At 72.3% G+C, this 16,054-nt stretch carries 15 protein-coding genes; 13 read left to right on the forward strand and 2 right to left on the reverse strand.

Annotation, left to right across the window (positions count from 1 at the left end; all coding sequences use genetic code 11):
• Positions 1-13 precede the first annotated feature (13 nt).
• The 9 genes from rpsM (at position 14) to glmM (ending at position 8,107) form a co-directional block, all read left to right on the forward strand.
• Positions 14-394, forward strand: a complete 381-nt coding sequence (rpsM, locus tag AB0P03_RS16435; protein ID WP_063348977.1) for a 30S ribosomal protein S13 — start codon at positions 14-16, stop codon at positions 392-394.
• 72 nt (positions 395-466) lie between these two features.
• The gene (gene rpsK, locus AB0P03_RS16440; protein ID WP_030232513.1) at positions 467-874 is read left to right on the forward strand and encodes a 30S ribosomal protein S11; all 408 of its coding nucleotides are present in this window, start codon (positions 467-469) and stop codon (positions 872-874) included.
• 146 nt (positions 875-1,020) lie between these two features.
• Positions 1,021-2,043: a DNA-directed RNA polymerase subunit alpha gene (locus AB0P03_RS16445; RefSeq protein ID WP_030232516.1), complete on the forward strand. Its 1,023-nt coding sequence runs from the start codon at positions 1,021-1,023 to the stop codon at positions 2,041-2,043.
• A gap of 127 nt (positions 2,044-2,170) precedes the next feature.
• Entirely contained in the window at positions 2,171-2,656 is a 486-nt protein-coding gene (gene rplQ / locus AB0P03_RS16450) for a 50S ribosomal protein L17 (protein WP_350877122.1), read from the forward strand.
• A gap of 76 nt (positions 2,657-2,732) precedes the next feature.
• Complete coding sequence (truA, locus tag AB0P03_RS16455; RefSeq protein ID WP_363629382.1) at positions 2,733-3,644, forward strand: tRNA pseudouridine(38-40) synthase TruA; 912 nt, start codon at positions 2,733-2,735, stop codon at positions 3,642-3,644.
• A 41-nt stretch (positions 3,645-3,685) separates the two neighbouring features.
• On the forward strand, positions 3,686-5,344 hold the full coding sequence (locus AB0P03_RS16460; RefSeq protein ID WP_350877126.1) for an ATP-binding cassette domain-containing protein: 1,659 nt from the start codon (positions 3,686-3,688) through the stop codon (positions 5,342-5,344).
• A 234-nt stretch (positions 5,345-5,578) separates the two neighbouring features.
• Positions 5,579-6,022: a 50S ribosomal protein L13 gene (gene rplM / locus AB0P03_RS16465; protein ID WP_030055846.1), complete on the forward strand. Its 444-nt coding sequence runs from the start codon at positions 5,579-5,581 to the stop codon at positions 6,020-6,022.
• A 45-nt stretch (positions 6,023-6,067) separates the two neighbouring features.
• Complete coding sequence (gene rpsI, locus AB0P03_RS16470) at positions 6,068-6,577, forward strand: 30S ribosomal protein S9 (protein WP_363580124.1); 510 nt, start codon at positions 6,068-6,070, stop codon at positions 6,575-6,577.
• Positions 6,578-6,742: 165 nt separating this feature from the next.
• Complete coding sequence (gene glmM / locus AB0P03_RS16475) at positions 6,743-8,107, forward strand: phosphoglucosamine mutase (protein WP_363580126.1); 1,365 nt, start codon at positions 6,743-6,745, stop codon at positions 8,105-8,107.
• Between the two features lie 61 nt (positions 8,108-8,168).
• On the opposite strand, the gene coaA is transcribed toward glmM, so the two are convergent.
• The gene (coaA, locus tag AB0P03_RS16480) at positions 8,169-9,164 is read right to left on the reverse strand and encodes a type I pantothenate kinase (protein WP_063348983.1); all 996 of its coding nucleotides are present in this window, start codon (positions 9,162-9,164) and stop codon (positions 8,169-8,171) included.
• A gap of 99 nt (positions 9,165-9,263) precedes the next feature.
• On the opposite strand from coaA, the gene glmS reads away from it, so the two are divergent.
• Positions 9,264-11,120 (forward strand): glutamine--fructose-6-phosphate transaminase (isomerizing), encoded by a 1,857-nt coding sequence (gene glmS / locus AB0P03_RS16485; RefSeq protein ID WP_363580128.1) that lies wholly within the window; start codon positions 9,264-9,266, stop codon positions 11,118-11,120.
• A gap of 33 nt (positions 11,121-11,153) precedes the next feature.
• Here glmS and AB0P03_RS16490 read toward each other — a convergent pair whose 3' ends face one another.
• On the reverse strand, positions 11,154-11,711 hold the full coding sequence (locus tag AB0P03_RS16490) for a Uma2 family endonuclease (RefSeq protein WP_363629383.1): 558 nt from the start codon (positions 11,709-11,711) through the stop codon (positions 11,154-11,156).
• Positions 11,712-11,882: 171 nt separating this feature from the next.
• On the opposite strand from AB0P03_RS16490, the gene AB0P03_RS16495 reads away from it, so the two are divergent.
• From AB0P03_RS16495 to AB0P03_RS16505, 3 genes are all read left to right on the forward strand, one after another.
• Entirely contained in the window at positions 11,883-13,358 is a 1,476-nt protein-coding gene (locus AB0P03_RS16495) for an NAD(P)H-hydrate dehydratase (protein WP_363629385.1), read from the forward strand.
• A 246-nt stretch (positions 13,359-13,604) separates the two neighbouring features.
• Positions 13,605-14,804 (forward strand): alanine racemase, encoded by a 1,200-nt coding sequence (alr, locus tag AB0P03_RS16500; RefSeq protein WP_363580134.1) that lies wholly within the window; start codon positions 13,605-13,607, stop codon positions 14,802-14,804.
• Positions 14,801-15,994: an alpha/beta hydrolase gene (locus tag AB0P03_RS16505; protein WP_363580136.1), complete on the forward strand. Its 1,194-nt coding sequence runs from the start codon at positions 14,801-14,803 to the stop codon at positions 15,992-15,994. Before alr ends, AB0P03_RS16505 begins: the two co-directional genes overlap by 4 nt.
• The last annotated feature ends 60 nt before the right edge of the window (positions 15,995-16,054 follow it).

The raw sequence follows: 16,054 nt of genomic DNA on the forward strand, positions 1-16,054 counted from the left end.
ACAGGAGCCTTGAATGGCACGCCTCGCCGGCGTTGATCTCCCCCGTGAGAAGCGGATCGAGATCGCCCTTACCTACGTGTACGGCATCGGCCGTACCCGCGCCCAGCAGACCCTGGTCGAGACCGGTGTCAACCCGGATGTCCGCGTTCGCGACATCTCCGAGGAAGACCTCGTGAAGCTGGGCCAGTACATCGACGCCAACTACACGGTCGAGGGTGACCTCCGCCGTGAGGTGGCCGCCGACATCCGCCGCAAGGTCGAGATCGGCTGCTACGAGGGTCTGCGTCACCGCCGCGGCCTGCCGGTCCGCGGTCAGCGCACCCACACCAACGCGCGTACCCGCAAGGGCCCGCGTCGCGCGATCGCCGGCAAGAAGAAGCCGGGCAAGAAGTAGTCCGTCCCGTAACCGGACATCCCTCCGGCCCGCGGGTCAGCGGACCGACCACCTCAGTAGGAGAACAGACTTATGCCCCCCAAGGGTCGTCAGGCTGCCGGCGCGAAGAAGATCCGCCGCAAGGAAAAGAAGAACGTCGCTCACGGCCACGCGCACATCAAGAGCACGTTCAACAACACCATCGTTTCGATCACCGACCCCGCGGGCAACGTGATCTCCTGGGCCTCCGCCGGTCACGTCGGCTTCAAGGGCTCGCGCAAGTCCACCCCGTTCGCCGCGCAGATGGCCGCCGAGGCCGCTGCCCGTCGCGCGCAGGAGCACGGCATGCGCAAGGTTGACGTCTTCGTCAAGGGTCCGGGCTCCGGCCGCGAGACCGCGATCCGCTCGCTCCAGGCCACCGGCCTGGAGGTCGGCTCGATCCAGGACGTCACCCCCACCCCGCACAACGGCTGCCGTCCGCCGAAGCGCCGCCGCGTCTGACGCAGCGCCTTCGGGCTCGCAGTACCTGCTTTGAACCTTCGTACGGGGTCCCACGCGGTGATTCGTCGCTGTTCGCGGGACCCCGTACGCTTGGTCCTGTCGGCATCAAATAGTGGGTGCCGAAGACAACTGGAGGAATACCCCCCATGCTTATCGCTCAGCGCCCCTCGCTGACCGAAGAGGTCGTCGACGAGTTCCGCTCGCGGTTCGTGATCGAGCCGCTGGAGCCGGGCTTCGGCTACACCCTCGGCAACTCCCTGCGCCGCACGCTCCTGTCGTCGATCCCGGGTGCCGCTGTCACCAGCATCCGCGTCGACGGCGTCCTGCACGAGTTCACCACCGTGCCGGGCGTCAAGGAGGACGTGACCGACCTCATCCTCAACATCAAGCAGCTGGTCGTCTCCTCGGAGCACGACGAGCCGGTCGTGATGTACCTGCGCAAGCAGGGCCCGGGTGTCGTCACCGCCGCCGACATCGCCCCGCCGGCGGGTGTCGAGGTGCACAACCCGGAGCTGGTCCTCGCCACGCTGAACGGCAAGGGCAAGCTGGAGATGGAGCTGACCGTCGAGCGCGGTCGCGGCTACGTCTCCGCCGTCCAGAACAAGGCCTCCGGCCAGGAGATCGGCCGCATCCCGGTCGACTCGATCTACAGCCCCGTGCTGAAGGTCACCTACAAGGTCGAGGCCACCCGTGTCGAGCAGCGGACCGACTTCGACAAGCTGATCGTCGACGTCGAGACCAAGCCCGCCATGCGTCCGCGTGACGCCATGGCCTCGGCCGGCAAGACCCTGGTGGAGCTGTTCGGTCTCGCCCGCGAGCTGAACATCGACGCCGAGGGCATCGACATGGGCCCGTCCCCGACGGACGCCGCCCTGGCCGCCGACCTGGCGCTGCCGATCGAGGAGCTGGAACTCACCGTCCGCTCCTACAACTGCCTCAAGCGCGAGGGCATCCACACCGTGGGTGAGCTCGTCGCCCGCTCCGAGGCCGACCTGCTCGACATCCGCAACTTCGGTGCGAAGTCGATCGACGAGGTCAAGGCGAAGCTGGCCGGCATGGGCCTGGCCCTCAAGGACAGCCCGCCCGGGTTCGACCCGACCGCCGCCGCCGACGCCTTCGGCGCCGACGACCTGGACGACGCGGGTTACGCCGAGACCGAGCAGTACTAAGAGATTTGGCCGCGGGGGCGGTTCCACCGAACCGCCCCCGTCGTCGTGAAAGTCGTCCGGGCAACAGTGCCCGGACGCCCGCTGCGGTACCTGATACGGCCGTAGTCGGAGATTCAAGGAGTCATCCATGCCGCGTCCCACCAAGGGTGCCCGCCTCGGCGGCGGCCCGCACCACGAGCCGCTGCTGCTCGCCGGTCTGTGCCGGGAGCTGTTCCAGTACGGCCGCATCACCACGACCGAGGCCAAGGCCCGTCGGATGCGCCCGCTGGCGGAGAAGCTGATCACCAAGGCGAAGAAGGGCGACATCCACAACCGTCGCCTGGTGCGCAAGACGATCACCGACATCGCCGTGCTGCACACCCTCTTCACCGAGATCGCGCCGCGCTACGAGAACCGCCCGGGTGGTTACACCCGTATCACCAAGATCGGTCCCCGTCGTGGCGACAACGCCCCGATGGCCGTGATCGAGCTGGTCGAGGCGCTGACCGTCGCGCAGACCGCCGTCGGCGAGGCCGAGGGCGCCACCAAGCGCGCCGTCAAGGAGGCCGAGGCCAAGGTCGAGGCTCCGGCCGACGCCAAGGCCGACGAGGCCGTCGAGGCCGAGCAGGCCTGACACCGCTAGGTGTGGTCGCGGGCCCGCTCTCCCATCCGTGGGGGAGCGGGCCCGTTCCTTCTGTCTGGAGTGGATTGTGGTCAACGATTGCGCCGAGCAGCCGCCGGTGAAGGACGGCCCGGCCGACGGGTGCGTCCGGGTCCGGCTCGATCTCGCCTACCAGGGCGCCGAGTTCTCCGGCTGGGCCCGCCAGCGCGGCGGCCGCCGGACGGTCCAGGAGGAGATCGAGAGCGCGCTGCAGATCGTCACCCGCAGCCCCGAGCTGTTCCCGCTGACCGTGGCCGGGCGCACCGACGCCGGGGTGCACGCCCGCGGCCAGGTCGCGCACGTCGACCTGCCGGCCGAGCTCTGGGAGGCGCACCGCGAGAAGCTGCTGCGCCGGCTGGCCGGCCGGCTGCCCGGGGACATCCGGATCTACCGGGTCGGCGAGGCGCCGGCCGGGTTCGACGCCCGCTTCTCGGCGATCTGGCGCCGCTACGCCTACCGGGTCGCCGACCACCCCGGCGGGGTCGACCCGCTGCTGCGCGGGCACGTGCTCTGGCACGACCGCCCGCTGGACGTCGACCGGATGAACGAGGCAGCGAAGCTGCTGCTCGGCGAGCACGACTTCGCCGCGTACTGCAAGAAGCGCGAGGGCGCCACCACCATCCGTACCCTGCTGGAGCTGCGCTGGGACCGCGTCCCGGTGGACTCCTACGCCGCCCAGGAGGGCTCGCTGGCGGTCGCCACCGTCCGCGCCGACGCGTTCTGCCACAACATGGTCCGGGCGCTGGTCGGGGCGATGCTGCTGGTCGGCGACGGGCACCGGCCGGTGGAGTTCCCCGGCGAGGTGCTGGTCGGCGGGGTCCGCAACTCGGCCGTCAACGTGATCCGGCCGTACGGGCTCACTCTCGAGGAAGTCGGCTACCCGGCGGACGACCAGCTCGCCGAGCGCAACCGCCAGGCCAGGCGGCTGCGCACACTGCCCGGTCAGCCGCCCGTCGGGTAATCCGTTTGGGCCGGGCGCGTCGGCTTGGGACAATCGTCCGCATGGGACACGTCGAGATTTCGCACCTTGAGTACTACCTGCCGGACGGGCGGGTGCTGTTCGACGACGCGTCCTTCCGGGTCGGCGAGGGCGCCGCGGTCGCCCTGGTCGGCGCCAACGGGGCCGGCAAGACCACCCTGCTGCGGATGATCGCGGGGGACCTCCAGCCGCACGGCGGCACGGTGACGATCAGCGGCGGGCTCGGCGTGATGCGCCAGTTCGTCGGCACCACCGGCCGCGAGGACGAGCGGGCCACCCCGGGCGCGCTGGCGCCGGACGCCTCGGTCCGCGACCTGCTGGTGTCCGTCGCCCCCGAGCGGATCGCCGTCGCCGCCCGCGCGGTGGACGCCGCCGAGCTGGCGATGATCGCCCAGGACGACGAGAAGACCCAGATGGCCTACGCCCAGGCGCTCTCCGACTGGGCCGACGTCGGCGGCTACGACTACGAGACCGACTGGGACGTCTGCACCATGGCGGCCCTCGGAATGCCCTTCGACAAGGCCCAGTGGCGCGGCCTGAACACCCTCTCGGGCGGTGAGCAGAAGCGGCTCGTCCTGGAGGCGCTGCTGCGCGGCCCCGAAGAGGTGCTGCTGCTCGACGAGCCCGACAACTACCTGGACGTCCCGGGCAAGCGCTGGCTGGAGGAGGCCCTCAAGGCCACCTCGAAGACCGTCCTGTTCATCTCGCACGACCGCGAGCTGCTCTCCGAGGCCGCCGACAAGATCATCGCCGTCGAGTCCGGCGCGGCCGGGAGCAGCGTCTGGGTGCACGGCGGCGGGTTCGACAGCTTCCACGAGGCCCGCAAGGACCGCTTCGCGCGCTTCGAGGAGCTGGGCCGGCGCTGGGACGAGGAACACGCCAAGCTCAAGAAGCTGGTCGTCACCCTGCGCCAGGCGGCCTCCGTCAGCCACGCGCTCGCCACCCGCTACGCCGCCGCCCAGACCCGGCTGAAGAAGTTCGAGGAGGCCGGCCGCCCGGAGGAGCCCCCGCGCGAGCAGAGCATCACCATGCGGCTCAAGGGCGGGCGTACCGGCGTGCGCTCCTTCACCGTGGAGCAGCTGGAGCTCACCGGTCTGATGAAGCCCTTCGACCTGGAGGTGTTCTACGGCGAGCGGGTCGCCGTGCTCGGCTCCAACGGCTCCGGCAAGTCGCACTTCCTGCGGCTGCTGGCGGGTGACGAGAGCGTCGCGCACACCGGCACCTGGAAGCTCGGCGCCCGGGTCGTCCCCGGCCACTTCCGGCAGACCCACGCCCACCCGGAGCTGTTCGGCCGGACGGTGCGCTCGATCGTCGAGGAGGAGCACGCGCTCAGCCGCAGCGCCGCGATGGGCGCGCTGCGCCGCTACGAGCTGGACCGGCAGGAGGAGCAGAAGTTCGAGTCGCTGTCCGGTGGGCAGCAGGCCCGGCTGATGATCCTCAAGCTCGAACTCTCCGGCGTGACGGCCCTGTTGCTCGACGAGCCGACCGACAACCTGGACCTGGACAGTGCCGAGGCGTTGCAGGCCGGGCTGGAGGCCTTCGACGGCACCGTGCTGTGCGTCACCCACGACCGCTGGTTCGCCAAGACCTTCGACCGCTACCTGGTGTTCGGCGCCGACGGCCGGGTCTACGAGTCGCCCGAGCCGGTCTGGGACGTCAGCCGGGTGGAGCGCGAACGCTGAGTGACGGCGGGGGTGGGGGAAGCCGATTTTTGACCCCCACCCGCGCGCCCGGTAACCTGGACGCTTGATGTGCGTATTGGCTCGCTCTATCTCACGTGAGAGGTCGGTACGCCGGAGACATCAGGTTCGACGACCAGCGGTCCCCCTTGAATTGCGTCCAAGGTTGGCCAGGCTGCTCTTCCGTCCCGGGTGCTCCTGTCAGGACTCACTCACTGAAAAGCGAAGGCTACGACCGTGCGTACGTACAGCCCCAAGCCCGGCGACGTCCAGCGTCAGTGGCACGTCATCGACGCGACCGACGTCGTGCTCGGCCGTCTGGCTTCCCAGGCCGCCAACCTCCTCCGGGGTAAGCACAAGGCGATCTACGCGCCGCACGTTGACACTGGTGACTTCGTCATCATCATCAACGCCGACAAGGTGCACCTGTCCGGTAACAAGAAGACCCAGAAGCTGGCCTACCGCCACTCTGGCTTCCCGGGCGGTCTGCGGTCGGTGCGCTACGACGACCTGCTGGCGAACAACCCGGAGAAGGCCGTCGAGAAGGCCATCAAGGGCATGATCCCCAAGAACAGCCTGGGCCGCCAGATGCTCTCGAAGCTGAAGGTCTACTCGGGCGACCAGCACCCGCACGCTGCCCAGCAGCCGGTGCCGTTCGAGATCACCCAGGTCGCGCAGTAATTCGGCCACCAAGCCCCCCAACACTGAAAAGAGCTGAGGAACACCGTGGCCGAGACCACTGAAACCCTTGAGGTCGACTTCGACGAGGCCGTTGAGGCCGTCGAGGGCGAGTACACCTCCGAGGAGAGCTACACCTCCGAGTCGCTGGCCGGCCGCTTCGGCGAGGCCATCCCGGGCGCCGGCCTCGGCCGTCGCAAGGAGGCGATCGCCCGCGTGCGCATCGTCCCCGGCACCGGCCAGTGGAAGATCAACGGTCGCACCCTGGAGAACTACTTCCCCAACAAGGTGCACCAGCAGACCGTGAACGAGCCCTTCAAGCTCCTCGAGCTTGACGGCCGTTACGACGTCGTCGCCCGCATCACCGGTGGCGGCGTCTCCGGCCAGGCCTACGCGCTGCGCCTCGGCGTGGCCCGTGCCCTGAACGAGGCCGACGTGGACAACAACCGCGGCGCGCTGAAGAAGGCCGGCTTCCTGACCCGTGACGCCCGCGCCGTCGAGCGCAAGAAGGCCGGTCTCAAGAAGGCCCGCAAGGCGCCGCAGTACAGCAAGCGCTAATCGCGTCCCTGGGGGTGCGGTCCGCCCTGGCGGCGCACCCCCTGGTTGCGCGAACCGTCGCCCCGGAGTACCACGTGTACTCCGGGGCGACGTGTTCCCCGGCTATCGTGCGGCGGCCGGGTGCCATCGGTTGGGTTCCGAGCAGTGGTGATGGAGGACGGGACAGTGGGACGACTCTTCGGTACGGACGGCGTGCGCGGGGTGGCCAACGAGGGCCTGACGGCCGAGCTCGCGCTCGGGCTGTCGGTCGCGGCGGCCCATGTGCTCGGCGAGGCCGGCGCCTTCGAGGGCCACCGGCCGGTCGCGGTGGTCGGCCGGGACCCGCGAGCCTCGGGCGAGTTCCTGGAGGCCGCTGTCATCGCCGGCCTGGCGAGCGCCGGTGTCGACGTGCTCCGGGTCGGCGTGCTGCCGACCCCGGCCGTGGCCTATCTCACCGGCGCGCTCGGCGCCGACTTCGGCGTGATGCTCTCCGCCAGCCACAACGCGATGCCCGACAACGGCATCAAGTTCCTCGCCCGCGGCGGCCACAAGCTGGACGACCGCATCGAGGACGCGATCGAGGCCCACTACCGCACGCACACGCTCGGCAGCGAGGACTGGAACCGCCCGACCGGCGCCGCCGTCGGCCGGGTGCGCGAGTACACCGAGGGCTTCGACAAGTACGTCGCCCACCTGATCGGCGTGCTGCCCAACCGCCTCGACGGCATCAAGGTCGTCATCGACGGCGCCCACGGCGCCGCCGCCTACGTCGCCCCCGAGGCCTTCGCCCGGGCCGGCGCCGAGGTCGTCCACACCCTGGGGGCGGAGCCCACCGGCCTCAACATCAACGACGGCGTCGGCTCCACCCACCTGGACCGGCTGCGGGCCGCCATGACGGAGTACCGCGCCGACCTCGGCATCGCCCTCGACGGCGACGCCGACCGCTGCCTGGCCGCCGACGCGGACGGCAACGAGGTGGACGGCGACCAGATCATCGCCATCCTGGCCGTCGCCATGAAGGACGCCGGCACCCTGCGCCGCAACACCGCGGTGGCCACCGTGATGTCCAACCTCGGCTTCAAGCTGGCGATGGAGCGCGAGGGCGTCGACCTGGTGGAGACCGCCGTCGGCGACCGCTACGTGCTGGAGGCGATGAAGGAGCACGGCTTCGCGCTGGGCGGCGAGCAGTCCGGCCACGTCATCCTGCTCGACCACGCCACCACCGGCGACGGCACCCTGACCGGCCTCATGCTGGGCGCCCGGCTGGCCGCCACCAAGCAGCCGCTGGCCGACCTGGCCGCCGTGATGACCCGTCTGCCGCAGCAGCTGATCAACGTCAAGGGCGTCGACAAGAGCCGGGTCCACACCAGCGTCGAGCTGGCCGCCGCGGTCGCCGAGGCCGAGGCCGAACTGGGCTCCACCGGCCGGGTGCTGCTGCGCTCGTCCGGCACCGAGCCGCTGGTCCGGGTCATGGTCGAGGCCGCCGACCCGGTGCAGGCCGAGTCCGTCGCGCAGCGGCTGGCCGAGGCCGTGCGGACGCACCTGGGCTGAGCGAGCCCGGCATGACGGAAGGGGCCCCGCCGCCGGCGGGGCCCCTTCCGTCGCATCGGTGTCAGAGCTTGCGCAGCAGCGCCCGGCGGACCTTGTGGTCCGCCCCCTTCTGGAGGATCAGGGTGGCCCGGCCGCGGGTCGGCAGCACGTTCTCCAGCAGGTTCGGCTTGTTGATGGTGCGCCAGACCTGCCGGCCGTACTCCATCGCCTCCTCCTCCGGCACCTCGGTGAAGCGGCGGAAGTAGGAGTTCGGGTCCTGGAAGGCGGTCTGCCGGAGCTTGCGGAAGCGGTCCAGGTACCAGTGCTCGATGTCGTCGGTGCGGGCGTCGACGTAGATCGAGAAGTCGAAGTAGTCGGCCACCGCCAGACGGGTGCGCCCGTCGCTGCCGGGCAGGGCCGGCTGGAGCACGTTCAGGCCCTCGACGATCAGGATGTCCGGGCGCTCCACGGTGAGCCGCTCGCCCTGCACGATGTCGTACACCAGGTGCGAGTACACCGGCGCGGTGACGCGCTCCTTGCCCGCCTTCACGTCCGCGACGAAGCGCATCAGCGCCCGGCGGTCGTACGACTCCGGGAAGCCCTTGCGGGCCATCAGGCCGCGGCGGCGCAGCTCGGCGTTGGGCAGCAGGAAGCCGTCCGTGGTCACCAGCTCGACCCGCGGGTGCTCGGGCCAGCGGGCGAGCAGGGCCTGGAGCAGGCGGGCCGTCGTCGACTTGCCGACCGCGACCGAGCCGGCCACCCCGATGATGAACGGGGTGCGGGTGCGTTCGGTGTCCGGCGTGTCCAGGAAGGTGCCCAGCGTGCCGCGCAGCTCGTGCGTGGCGTGGATGTACAGGTTCAGCAGCCGGGACAGCGGCAGGTAGACGTCGCGGACCTCGTCCAGGTCGAGGGCGGTACCGAGGCCGCGTAGCCGTTCCACCTCCTCGGCGGTCAGCGGCAGCGGCGTACGCTCGCGCAGTGCGCTCCACTCGGCCCGACTGAGGTCCACGTAGGGGGACGGCGACGGGCCGGGCGTGGCGGCGCCCCGCGTACAGAGTTCGGTCAGCACATGCTCCATTGTGAGCCGTGGCGGCGTTCACCGTGGTTGTGGTGTCGGTCACGCACTGTTCGCGGGAATCGGGAAAAGGGCCCCAGAACCGCCCTTATGCTGGCACGCATGTGCGGAATTGTTGGATACGTGGGCGCGCAGTCCGCCCTCGACGTAGTAATCGCAGGCCTGCAGCGACTGGAGTACCGGGGCTACGACTCGGCCGGTGTCGCGGTGCAGGCGCAGGACTCCGACGGGCAGTGGAGTCTGGTCACCGACAAGCGGGCCGGCAAGCTCGCCAACCTGGAGAAGTCGCTCGCCGAGACCCCTCTGCCCGGCGGCACCACCGGCATCGGCCACACCCGCTGGGCCACCCACGGCGGCCCGACGGACGCCAACGCCCACCCCCACCTGGACGACCACCTCCGGGTGGCCGTGGTGCACAACGGCATCATCGAGAACTTCGCCCAGCTGCGGGCCGAGATCGCCGAGCGCGGCCACACCCTCCGCTCCGAGACCGACACCGAGGTCGTCGCGCACCTGCTCGGCGAGGCCTACGACGGCGACCTCGCGGAGGCCATGCGAGTGGTCTGCCGCCGCCTCGACGGCGCCTTCACCCTCGTCGCCGTGCACGCCGACGCGCCGGACGTGGTCGTCGGCGCCCGCCGCAACTCGCCGCTGGTGGTCGGGCGCGGCGAGGGCGAGAACTTCCTCGCCTCCGACGTCGCCGCGTTCATCGCGCACACCCGCGAGGCCGTCGAGCTGGGTCAGGACCAGGTCGTCGAGCTGCGCCGGGACGGCGTCACGGTGACCAACTTCGACGGCACCCCGGCCGACGTGCGCGAGTACCACGTCGACTGGGACGCCTCGGCCGCCGAGAAGGGCGGCTACGACTACTTCATGCTCAAGGAGATCGCCGAGCAGCCGAAGGCCGTCGCCGACACCCTCCTCGGCCGGATCGGCACCGACGGCCGGCTCATCCTCGACGAGCTGCGCATCTCCGACGCGGACCTGCGCTCGGTCGACAAGGTCGTCATCGTCGCCTGCGGCACCGCCTTCCACGCCGGCATGATCGCCAAGTACGCGATCGAGCACTGGACCCGCATCCCCTGCGAGGTCGAGGTCGCCTCCGAGTTCCGCTACCGCGACCCGATCATGGGCCCGGGCACGCTGGTCATCGCCATCTCCCAGTCCGGCGAGACCATGGACACCCTGATGGCCCTGCGGCACGCCCGGGAGCAGGGCGCCAAGGTGCTGGCGATCTGCAACACCAACGGCTCCACCATCCCGCGCGAGTCGGACGCGGTGCTGTACACCCACGCCGGCCCCGAGGTCGCCGTCGCCTCCACCAAGGCGTTCCTGACCCAGCTGGTCGCCTGCTACCTGGTCGCCCTCTACCTGGGCCAGGTGCGCGGCACCAAGTGGGGCGACGAGATCTTCGCCGTCATCAAGGAGCTCGGCGACGCGCCCAAGCAGGTCGAGCAGGTCCTGGAGACCATGGAGCCGGTCCGCGAGCTGGCCCGCTCGCTCGCCGACGCGCGCTCGGTGCTGTTCCTCGGCCGTCACGTCGGCTTCCCGGTGGCCCTGGAGGGCGCGCTCAAGCTCAAGGAGCTGGCGTACATGCACGCCGAGGGCTTCGCGGCGGGCGAGCTCAAGCACGGCCCGATCGCGCTGATCGAGGAGGGCCTGCCGGTCGTCGTGGTCGTCCCCTCGCCGCGCGGGCGGTCGATCCTGCACGACAAGATCGTCTCCAACATCCAGGAGATCCGGGCCCGTGGCGCCCGCACCATCGTGATCGCGGAGGAGGGCGACGAGGCGGTCGTCCCGTACGCGGACCACCTGATCCGCATCCCGGTCACCCCGACCCTGCTCCAGCCGCTGGTCTCCACCGTGCCGCTCCAGGTCTTCGCGTGCGAGCTGGCGACGGCCAAGGGCCACGAGGTCGACCAGCCTCGCAACCTGGCCAAGTCGGTCACCGTCGAGTAGTAGCGCTCACGGCGTCCCTGCGGTGGCTGTGCCCTACCGCAGGGGCGCCGTGTCGAGCGTGAAGGAGAAGGGGGCGGGCAGGTCGATCGGCTTGCCGAACTCGACCTGCGTGCGGGTGATGTAGTCCTCGCCCTCGGGTTTGGTGAACAGCGTGACCATGCCCTCGCTGCGGTCGATCAGCAGGTAGCACGGGATGCCGGCGGCGGCGTAGCCGCGGCGCTTGGGTTCGCGGTCCTTGTGCGGGTTGGTCGAGGTGATCTCGAAGACCAGCAGGACTCCCGTGGCGGAGGCCCAGGAGTCAGCGTGCTCGAAATGGCCGACCGGGCTCAGGGTTCCGTCGGGGATGAACCGACCCTTGGGTGTGATCAGTCCCTTGTTGCCGGAGATGTCCAGCTCGATCTCGACCTTGCGCATGAACTGCCGGTTGAGTAGCGAGAACGCGGTTTCGTGGGCCCCGTCCGGTGGTGGCGTCACGACGATTTCCCCTTCGACGAGCTCTGCCTTGTAGCCGGGCGGGGTGTCCAACTCCAGGAACGCCTGGACGAGGTCGTCCCGGCCTCGCGGGCCCTCGACAGCTGGCATGGCGACCATGGCCCTTCTCCCTCCTGTGGATCCGTGCCGAGCCACAAGGTAGGCGCGCGGACCGACACCGGTGGGGGATCGAAGTGGTTGTCACTCGAAAGTGTCCCGCAGCTCGGCCTGCCGTGGGGCGGTGGCGCGGGCTAGCGTCGGCGGTACGTCGACCGCTGAAGGAGCCCTCTCATGCGTCATGCCCATCGGGTGGAAGTCGTCCGGGCCGCCGAGGCCGCGCTGATGGCGCGGCTGCCGGAGGGGACGTTGATGCAGCGGGCGGCCGCCGGGCTGGCGGCGACCTGTGCCCGGCTGCTGGCGGGGCGTCGGGGGCGGGTGTACGGCAGTCGGGTGGTGGTGCTGGTCGGCAGCGGGGACAACGGGGGTGACGCCCTGTACGCCGGGGCGGCGCTGGCCCGGCGGGGCGCGCGGGTGACGGCGGTGCTGCTCGCGCCGGAGCGTGCGCACGCGGGCGGGCTGGCCGCGCTGCGGGCTTCCGGCGGGCGGGTGGTGCTGGATCAGGAAGTCGGCCTGGCCGACTTCTCGCGCGCCGACCTGGTGCTGGACGGCATCGTCGGCATCGGCGGCCGGGGCGGGCTGCGGGCCGGGGCCCGGCCGTACGCGCGGGCCGGGCGGCGCGGGGTCGTGGTGGCCGTGGACCTGCCCAGCGGGGTCGACGCCGACACCGGCGAGGTGCCGGGCGAGGCGCTGCGCGCGGACGTCACGGTCTGCTTCGGCACGTACAAGCCGGGCCTGCTGGTCGACCCGGGCGCCTCCTACGCGGGCGCCGTCCAGCTGGTCGGGATCGGACTGGAGCCGCCCGCGCCGGAGGTGACGGCCCTGCAGCACGCGGACGTGGCGGCGCTGCTGCCGCTGCCGGGCGCCGAGAGCGACAAGTACCGGCGGGGCGTGGTCGGGGTGGCGGCCGGTTCGGCGACGTACCCGGGCGCGGCGCTGCTGGCGGTCGCCGGGGCGCTGCACGGCGGCGCGGGCGCCGTCCGGTACGTCGGCACGGCGGCCGAGGAGGTGGTGCGGCGCTTCCCGGAGGTGCTGGTCACCGAGGGCGGGCCGGCCGGGGCCGGGCGGGTGCAGGCCTGGGTGGTCGGGCCGGGCGGCGGCGAGGGGGCGCGGCAGGCGCTGGCCGAGGCACTGTCGAGCGACGTCCCGGTCCTGGTGGACGCGGACGGGCTGACCGAGCTGGCCCGGCTCGGCCCGGACGCGCTGGCCGGCCGGACGGCCCCCACCCTGCTCACCCCGCACACCGGCGAGGCCGCCCGGCTGCTCGCGGGCGCAGACGGCACTGCGCCGCCGCCCGCCGACTCGCTGGCCGCCGCCCGGCTGGCCACCGCCCGCCGACTGGCGGCCGCCTACCGGGCGACGGTCCTGCTCAAGGGCTCCACCACCGTGATCGCCGACCCGGGCGGCGCCGTCCGGGTCAACCCCACCGGCACGTCCTGGCTGGCCACCGCCGGCAGCGGCGACGTCCTGGCCGGCCTGGCGGGCTCCCTGCTGGCGGCCGGCCTGTCGCCGCTGGACGCCGCGTCGGTGAGCGCCTACCTGCACGGCCTGGCGGGCCGCCACGCGGCGGGCGACCCGGGCGCGCCGGTGACGGCGCCCGCGGTGGCGCAGGCGCTGCCCGCGGTGTGGCGGGCGGTGCGGGAGGCGTAGCCGGGGACGTCGGTCGAGGGCGGGCGGGCGGTACGGGAGGCGTAGGCCCGGGGCGGGCGGTACGGGAGGCGTAGGCCCGGGGCGGCGGGGCGGGCGGTGCGGAACCGATCGGTCCTCCGTGGGCGTCCGGAACAGGGTGACGAGCGGTGCGCCGCAGGTCGGCGCGGTGCCGGGGGTCCTGGCACCGGCCGCCGCACGGACGGGCCGTTCGGCGAGGACTCCGGGATGTCTGGGAGACTGACCCTGATGACAACTGCGAACACGACCGGCACGGCGACCCTGACCGACGGCGTACGGGCCGAGGCGACCATCGATCTGGCCGCCCTGCGCGGCAACCTCGCCGCGCTGCGCGAGCGCGTCGGCAGCTCGGCGGTGATGCTCGCGGTCAAGGCGGACGCCTACGGCCACGGCGCCGTCGAGTGCGCCCGCGAGGCGGTCGCGAACGGGGTCGGCTGGCTCGGCTGCGCGACGCCCGAGGAGGCGCTGGCACTGCGGGCCGCGGGCATCCGCCCGGAGCAGGCCCGCGTCCTGTGCTGGCTGTGGACGCCGGGCGGGCCGTGGCGGGAGGCGCTGCGCGCGGACATCGACATCTCGGTGAGCGGCCAGTGGGCGCTGGACGAGCTGCTGCCGGCCGTCCGGGAGACCGGCATCCCGGCCCGGGTGCACCTGAAGGCGGACACCGGTCTGGGCCGCAACGGCTGCCAGCCGCACGACTGGCCGCACCTGGTGGCCGCCGCCCGCCGCGCCGAGGCGGAGGGGCTGCTGACCGTGGTCGGCGTCTGGTCGCACTTCGCCGCCGCCGACGAGCCGGGCCACCCGTCGATCCAGGCCCAGCTGGACTCCTTCCACGCGGCGCTGGCCCGGGCCGAGGCCGCCGGGCTGCGCCCGGAGGTGCGGCACCTGGCGAACTCGCCGGCCACCCTGCTGCTCCCGCAGTCGCACTTCGACCTGGTCCGCACCGGCCTGGCCGCGTACGGGCTGTCGCCGGTGCCGGAGGTCGGGTCGCCGGCCGACTTCGGGCTGCGTCCGGTGATGGCGCTGACCGCGCGGCTGGCGCTGGTCAAGCACGTTCCGGGCGGGCACGGGGTCAGCTACGGCCACCACTACGTGACGCCGGGCCCGACCACGCTGGGCTTGGTCCCGGTCGGCTACGGCGACGGCATCCCGCGGCACGCCAGCGGCACCGGCCCGGTGCAGATCGGCGGCAAGTGGCGCACGATCGCCGGCCGGGTCGCGATGGACCAGTTCGTCGTGGACCTCGGCGGGGACACCCCCGCGATCGGCGACGAGGTGCTGCTGTTCGGCAACGGCGAGCAGGGCGAACCGACCGCCGAGGACTGGGGCCGGGCCTGCGGCACCATCTCGTACGAGATCGTGACCCGGATCGGCGCCCGGGTCCCGCGCCGCTACCTGGGCGGCTGCCGCACCGAGGGCCCGGGCGCATGACGGAGGGACCGGCCGAGAGCGGCCCGGTCGCGGCGGTGGCCAAGGCGGCCGGCGCGGCCTCCGGGGTGAGCCGGGCCGGTGTGATCGGGATCTCGGTCGGCGTGCTGGCGGCCGGGGCGGCCGCCGGGGTGGCGATCGAGCGGCTGACCGTCGGCCGGGCGACCCGCCGCCGGGCCCGGGCCGAGCTGGACGCCGAAGCCCCGTACGGCTCGCTGCGCGGGCGCCCGCGGACGGTGGCCGCGCCGGACGGCACCGAGCTGTACGTCGAGCTGGACGGCACCGGCCCCGAGCCGGACGGCGACACTTCCGGCCCCGAGCCGCTGACCGTGGTGTTCTGCCACGGCTACTGCCTCAACCAGGACAGCTGGCACTTCCAGCGGGCCGCGCTGCGCGAGGGACTGCGGCTGGTCTTCTGGGACCAGCGCAGCCACGGCCGCTCCGAGCGCTCCCGCTCCTACCTGGCCGGCGAGCCGGCCAGCATCGACCAGCTGGGCGGCGACCTCAAGGCGGTGATCGACGCCGTCGCGCCGACCGGGCCGCTGGTGCTGGTGGGCCACTCGATGGGCGGCATGACGGTGATGGCGCTGGCCGACCAGCACCCGGAGCTGTTCCGGGAGAGGGTCGCCGGGGTGGCGCTGATCGGCACGCTGGCGGGGGACTGGAACGAGGTCAGCCTCGGGCTGCCGTCGGCCGGCGCGAAGCTGTTCAAGAAGGTCGCGCCCGGGATGATGCGGCTGCTGGGCCGACAGGTCGAGCTGGTGGAGGCGAGCCGGCGGCTGGGCGCGGACGTCGCCGCCGTCTTCTACCGGAGGTTCTCCTTCGGGGGGCGGGACGTCGACCCGGGCGTGGTGCGGTTCGCCGAGCAGCTGCTGGACGCCACCCCGATCGACGTGGTCGCCGAGTTCTACCCGGTGTTCGGCACGCACGAGAAGTACGCGGCGCTCGCCGCCCTGAGCGGCCTGCCGACGCTGGTGCTGGCCGGTACGAAGGACCTGCTGACGCCGTCGGCGCACAGCGAGGCGATGGTCGCGCGGCTGCCCGGCGCGGAGCTGGTCCTGGTGGAGGGCGCCGGGCACCTGGTGATGCTGGAGCGCCCGGAGCTGGTCGACCACGAGCTGGTGGCGCTGCTGCGCCGGGCCGCCGACTTCGCCGCCGCCGCGCCGCCCCCGGCGGCCCTGGACGGCTCCTGACCCCTTCCCGGCGCGCGCCGGGCCGGCGATGTGGCACGGTAGCGGTGGCGGCCGGCGGTC

The organism is Kitasatospora sp. NPDC088779 (assembly GCF_040685395.1).
Taxonomy (GTDB): Bacteria; Actinomycetota; Actinomycetes; order Streptomycetales; family Streptomycetaceae; genus Kitasatospora.

What these genes read in the sequence shown, in the direction of transcription:
- AB0P03_RS16505 (WP_363580136.1), top strand. Translation starts at nt 14,801, where the DNA reads ATGACGGAGGGACCGGCCGAGAGCGGCCCGGTCGCGGCGGTGGCCAAG.
- glmS (WP_363580128.1), top strand. Translation starts at nt 9,264, where the DNA reads ATGTGCGGAATTGTTGGATACGTGGGCGCGCAGTCCGCCCTCGACGTA.
- rpsM (WP_063348977.1), top strand. Translation starts at nt 14, where the DNA reads ATGGCACGCCTCGCCGGCGTTGATCTCCCCCGTGAGAAGCGGATCGAG.
- AB0P03_RS16460 (WP_350877126.1), top strand. Translation starts at nt 3,686, where the DNA reads ATGGGACACGTCGAGATTTCGCACCTTGAGTACTACCTGCCGGACGGG.
- AB0P03_RS16445 (WP_030232516.1), top strand. Translation starts at nt 1,021, where the DNA reads ATGCTTATCGCTCAGCGCCCCTCGCTGACCGAAGAGGTCGTCGACGAG.
- AB0P03_RS16495 (WP_363629385.1), top strand. Translation starts at nt 11,883, where the DNA reads ATGCGTCATGCCCATCGGGTGGAAGTCGTCCGGGCCGCCGAGGCCGCG.
- alr (WP_363580134.1), top strand. Translation starts at nt 13,605, where the DNA reads ATGACAACTGCGAACACGACCGGCACGGCGACCCTGACCGACGGCGTA.
- AB0P03_RS16490 (WP_363629383.1), bottom strand. Translation starts at nt 11,711, where the DNA reads ATGGTCGCCATGCCAGCTGTCGAGGGCCCGCGAGGCCGGGACGACCTC.
- rplQ (WP_350877122.1), top strand. Translation starts at nt 2,171, where the DNA reads ATGCCGCGTCCCACCAAGGGTGCCCGCCTCGGCGGCGGCCCGCACCAC.
- rpsK (WP_030232513.1), top strand. Translation starts at nt 467, where the DNA reads ATGCCCCCCAAGGGTCGTCAGGCTGCCGGCGCGAAGAAGATCCGCCGC.
- coaA (WP_063348983.1), bottom strand. Translation starts at nt 9,164, where the DNA reads ATGGAGCATGTGCTGACCGAACTCTGTACGCGGGGCGCCGCCACGCCC.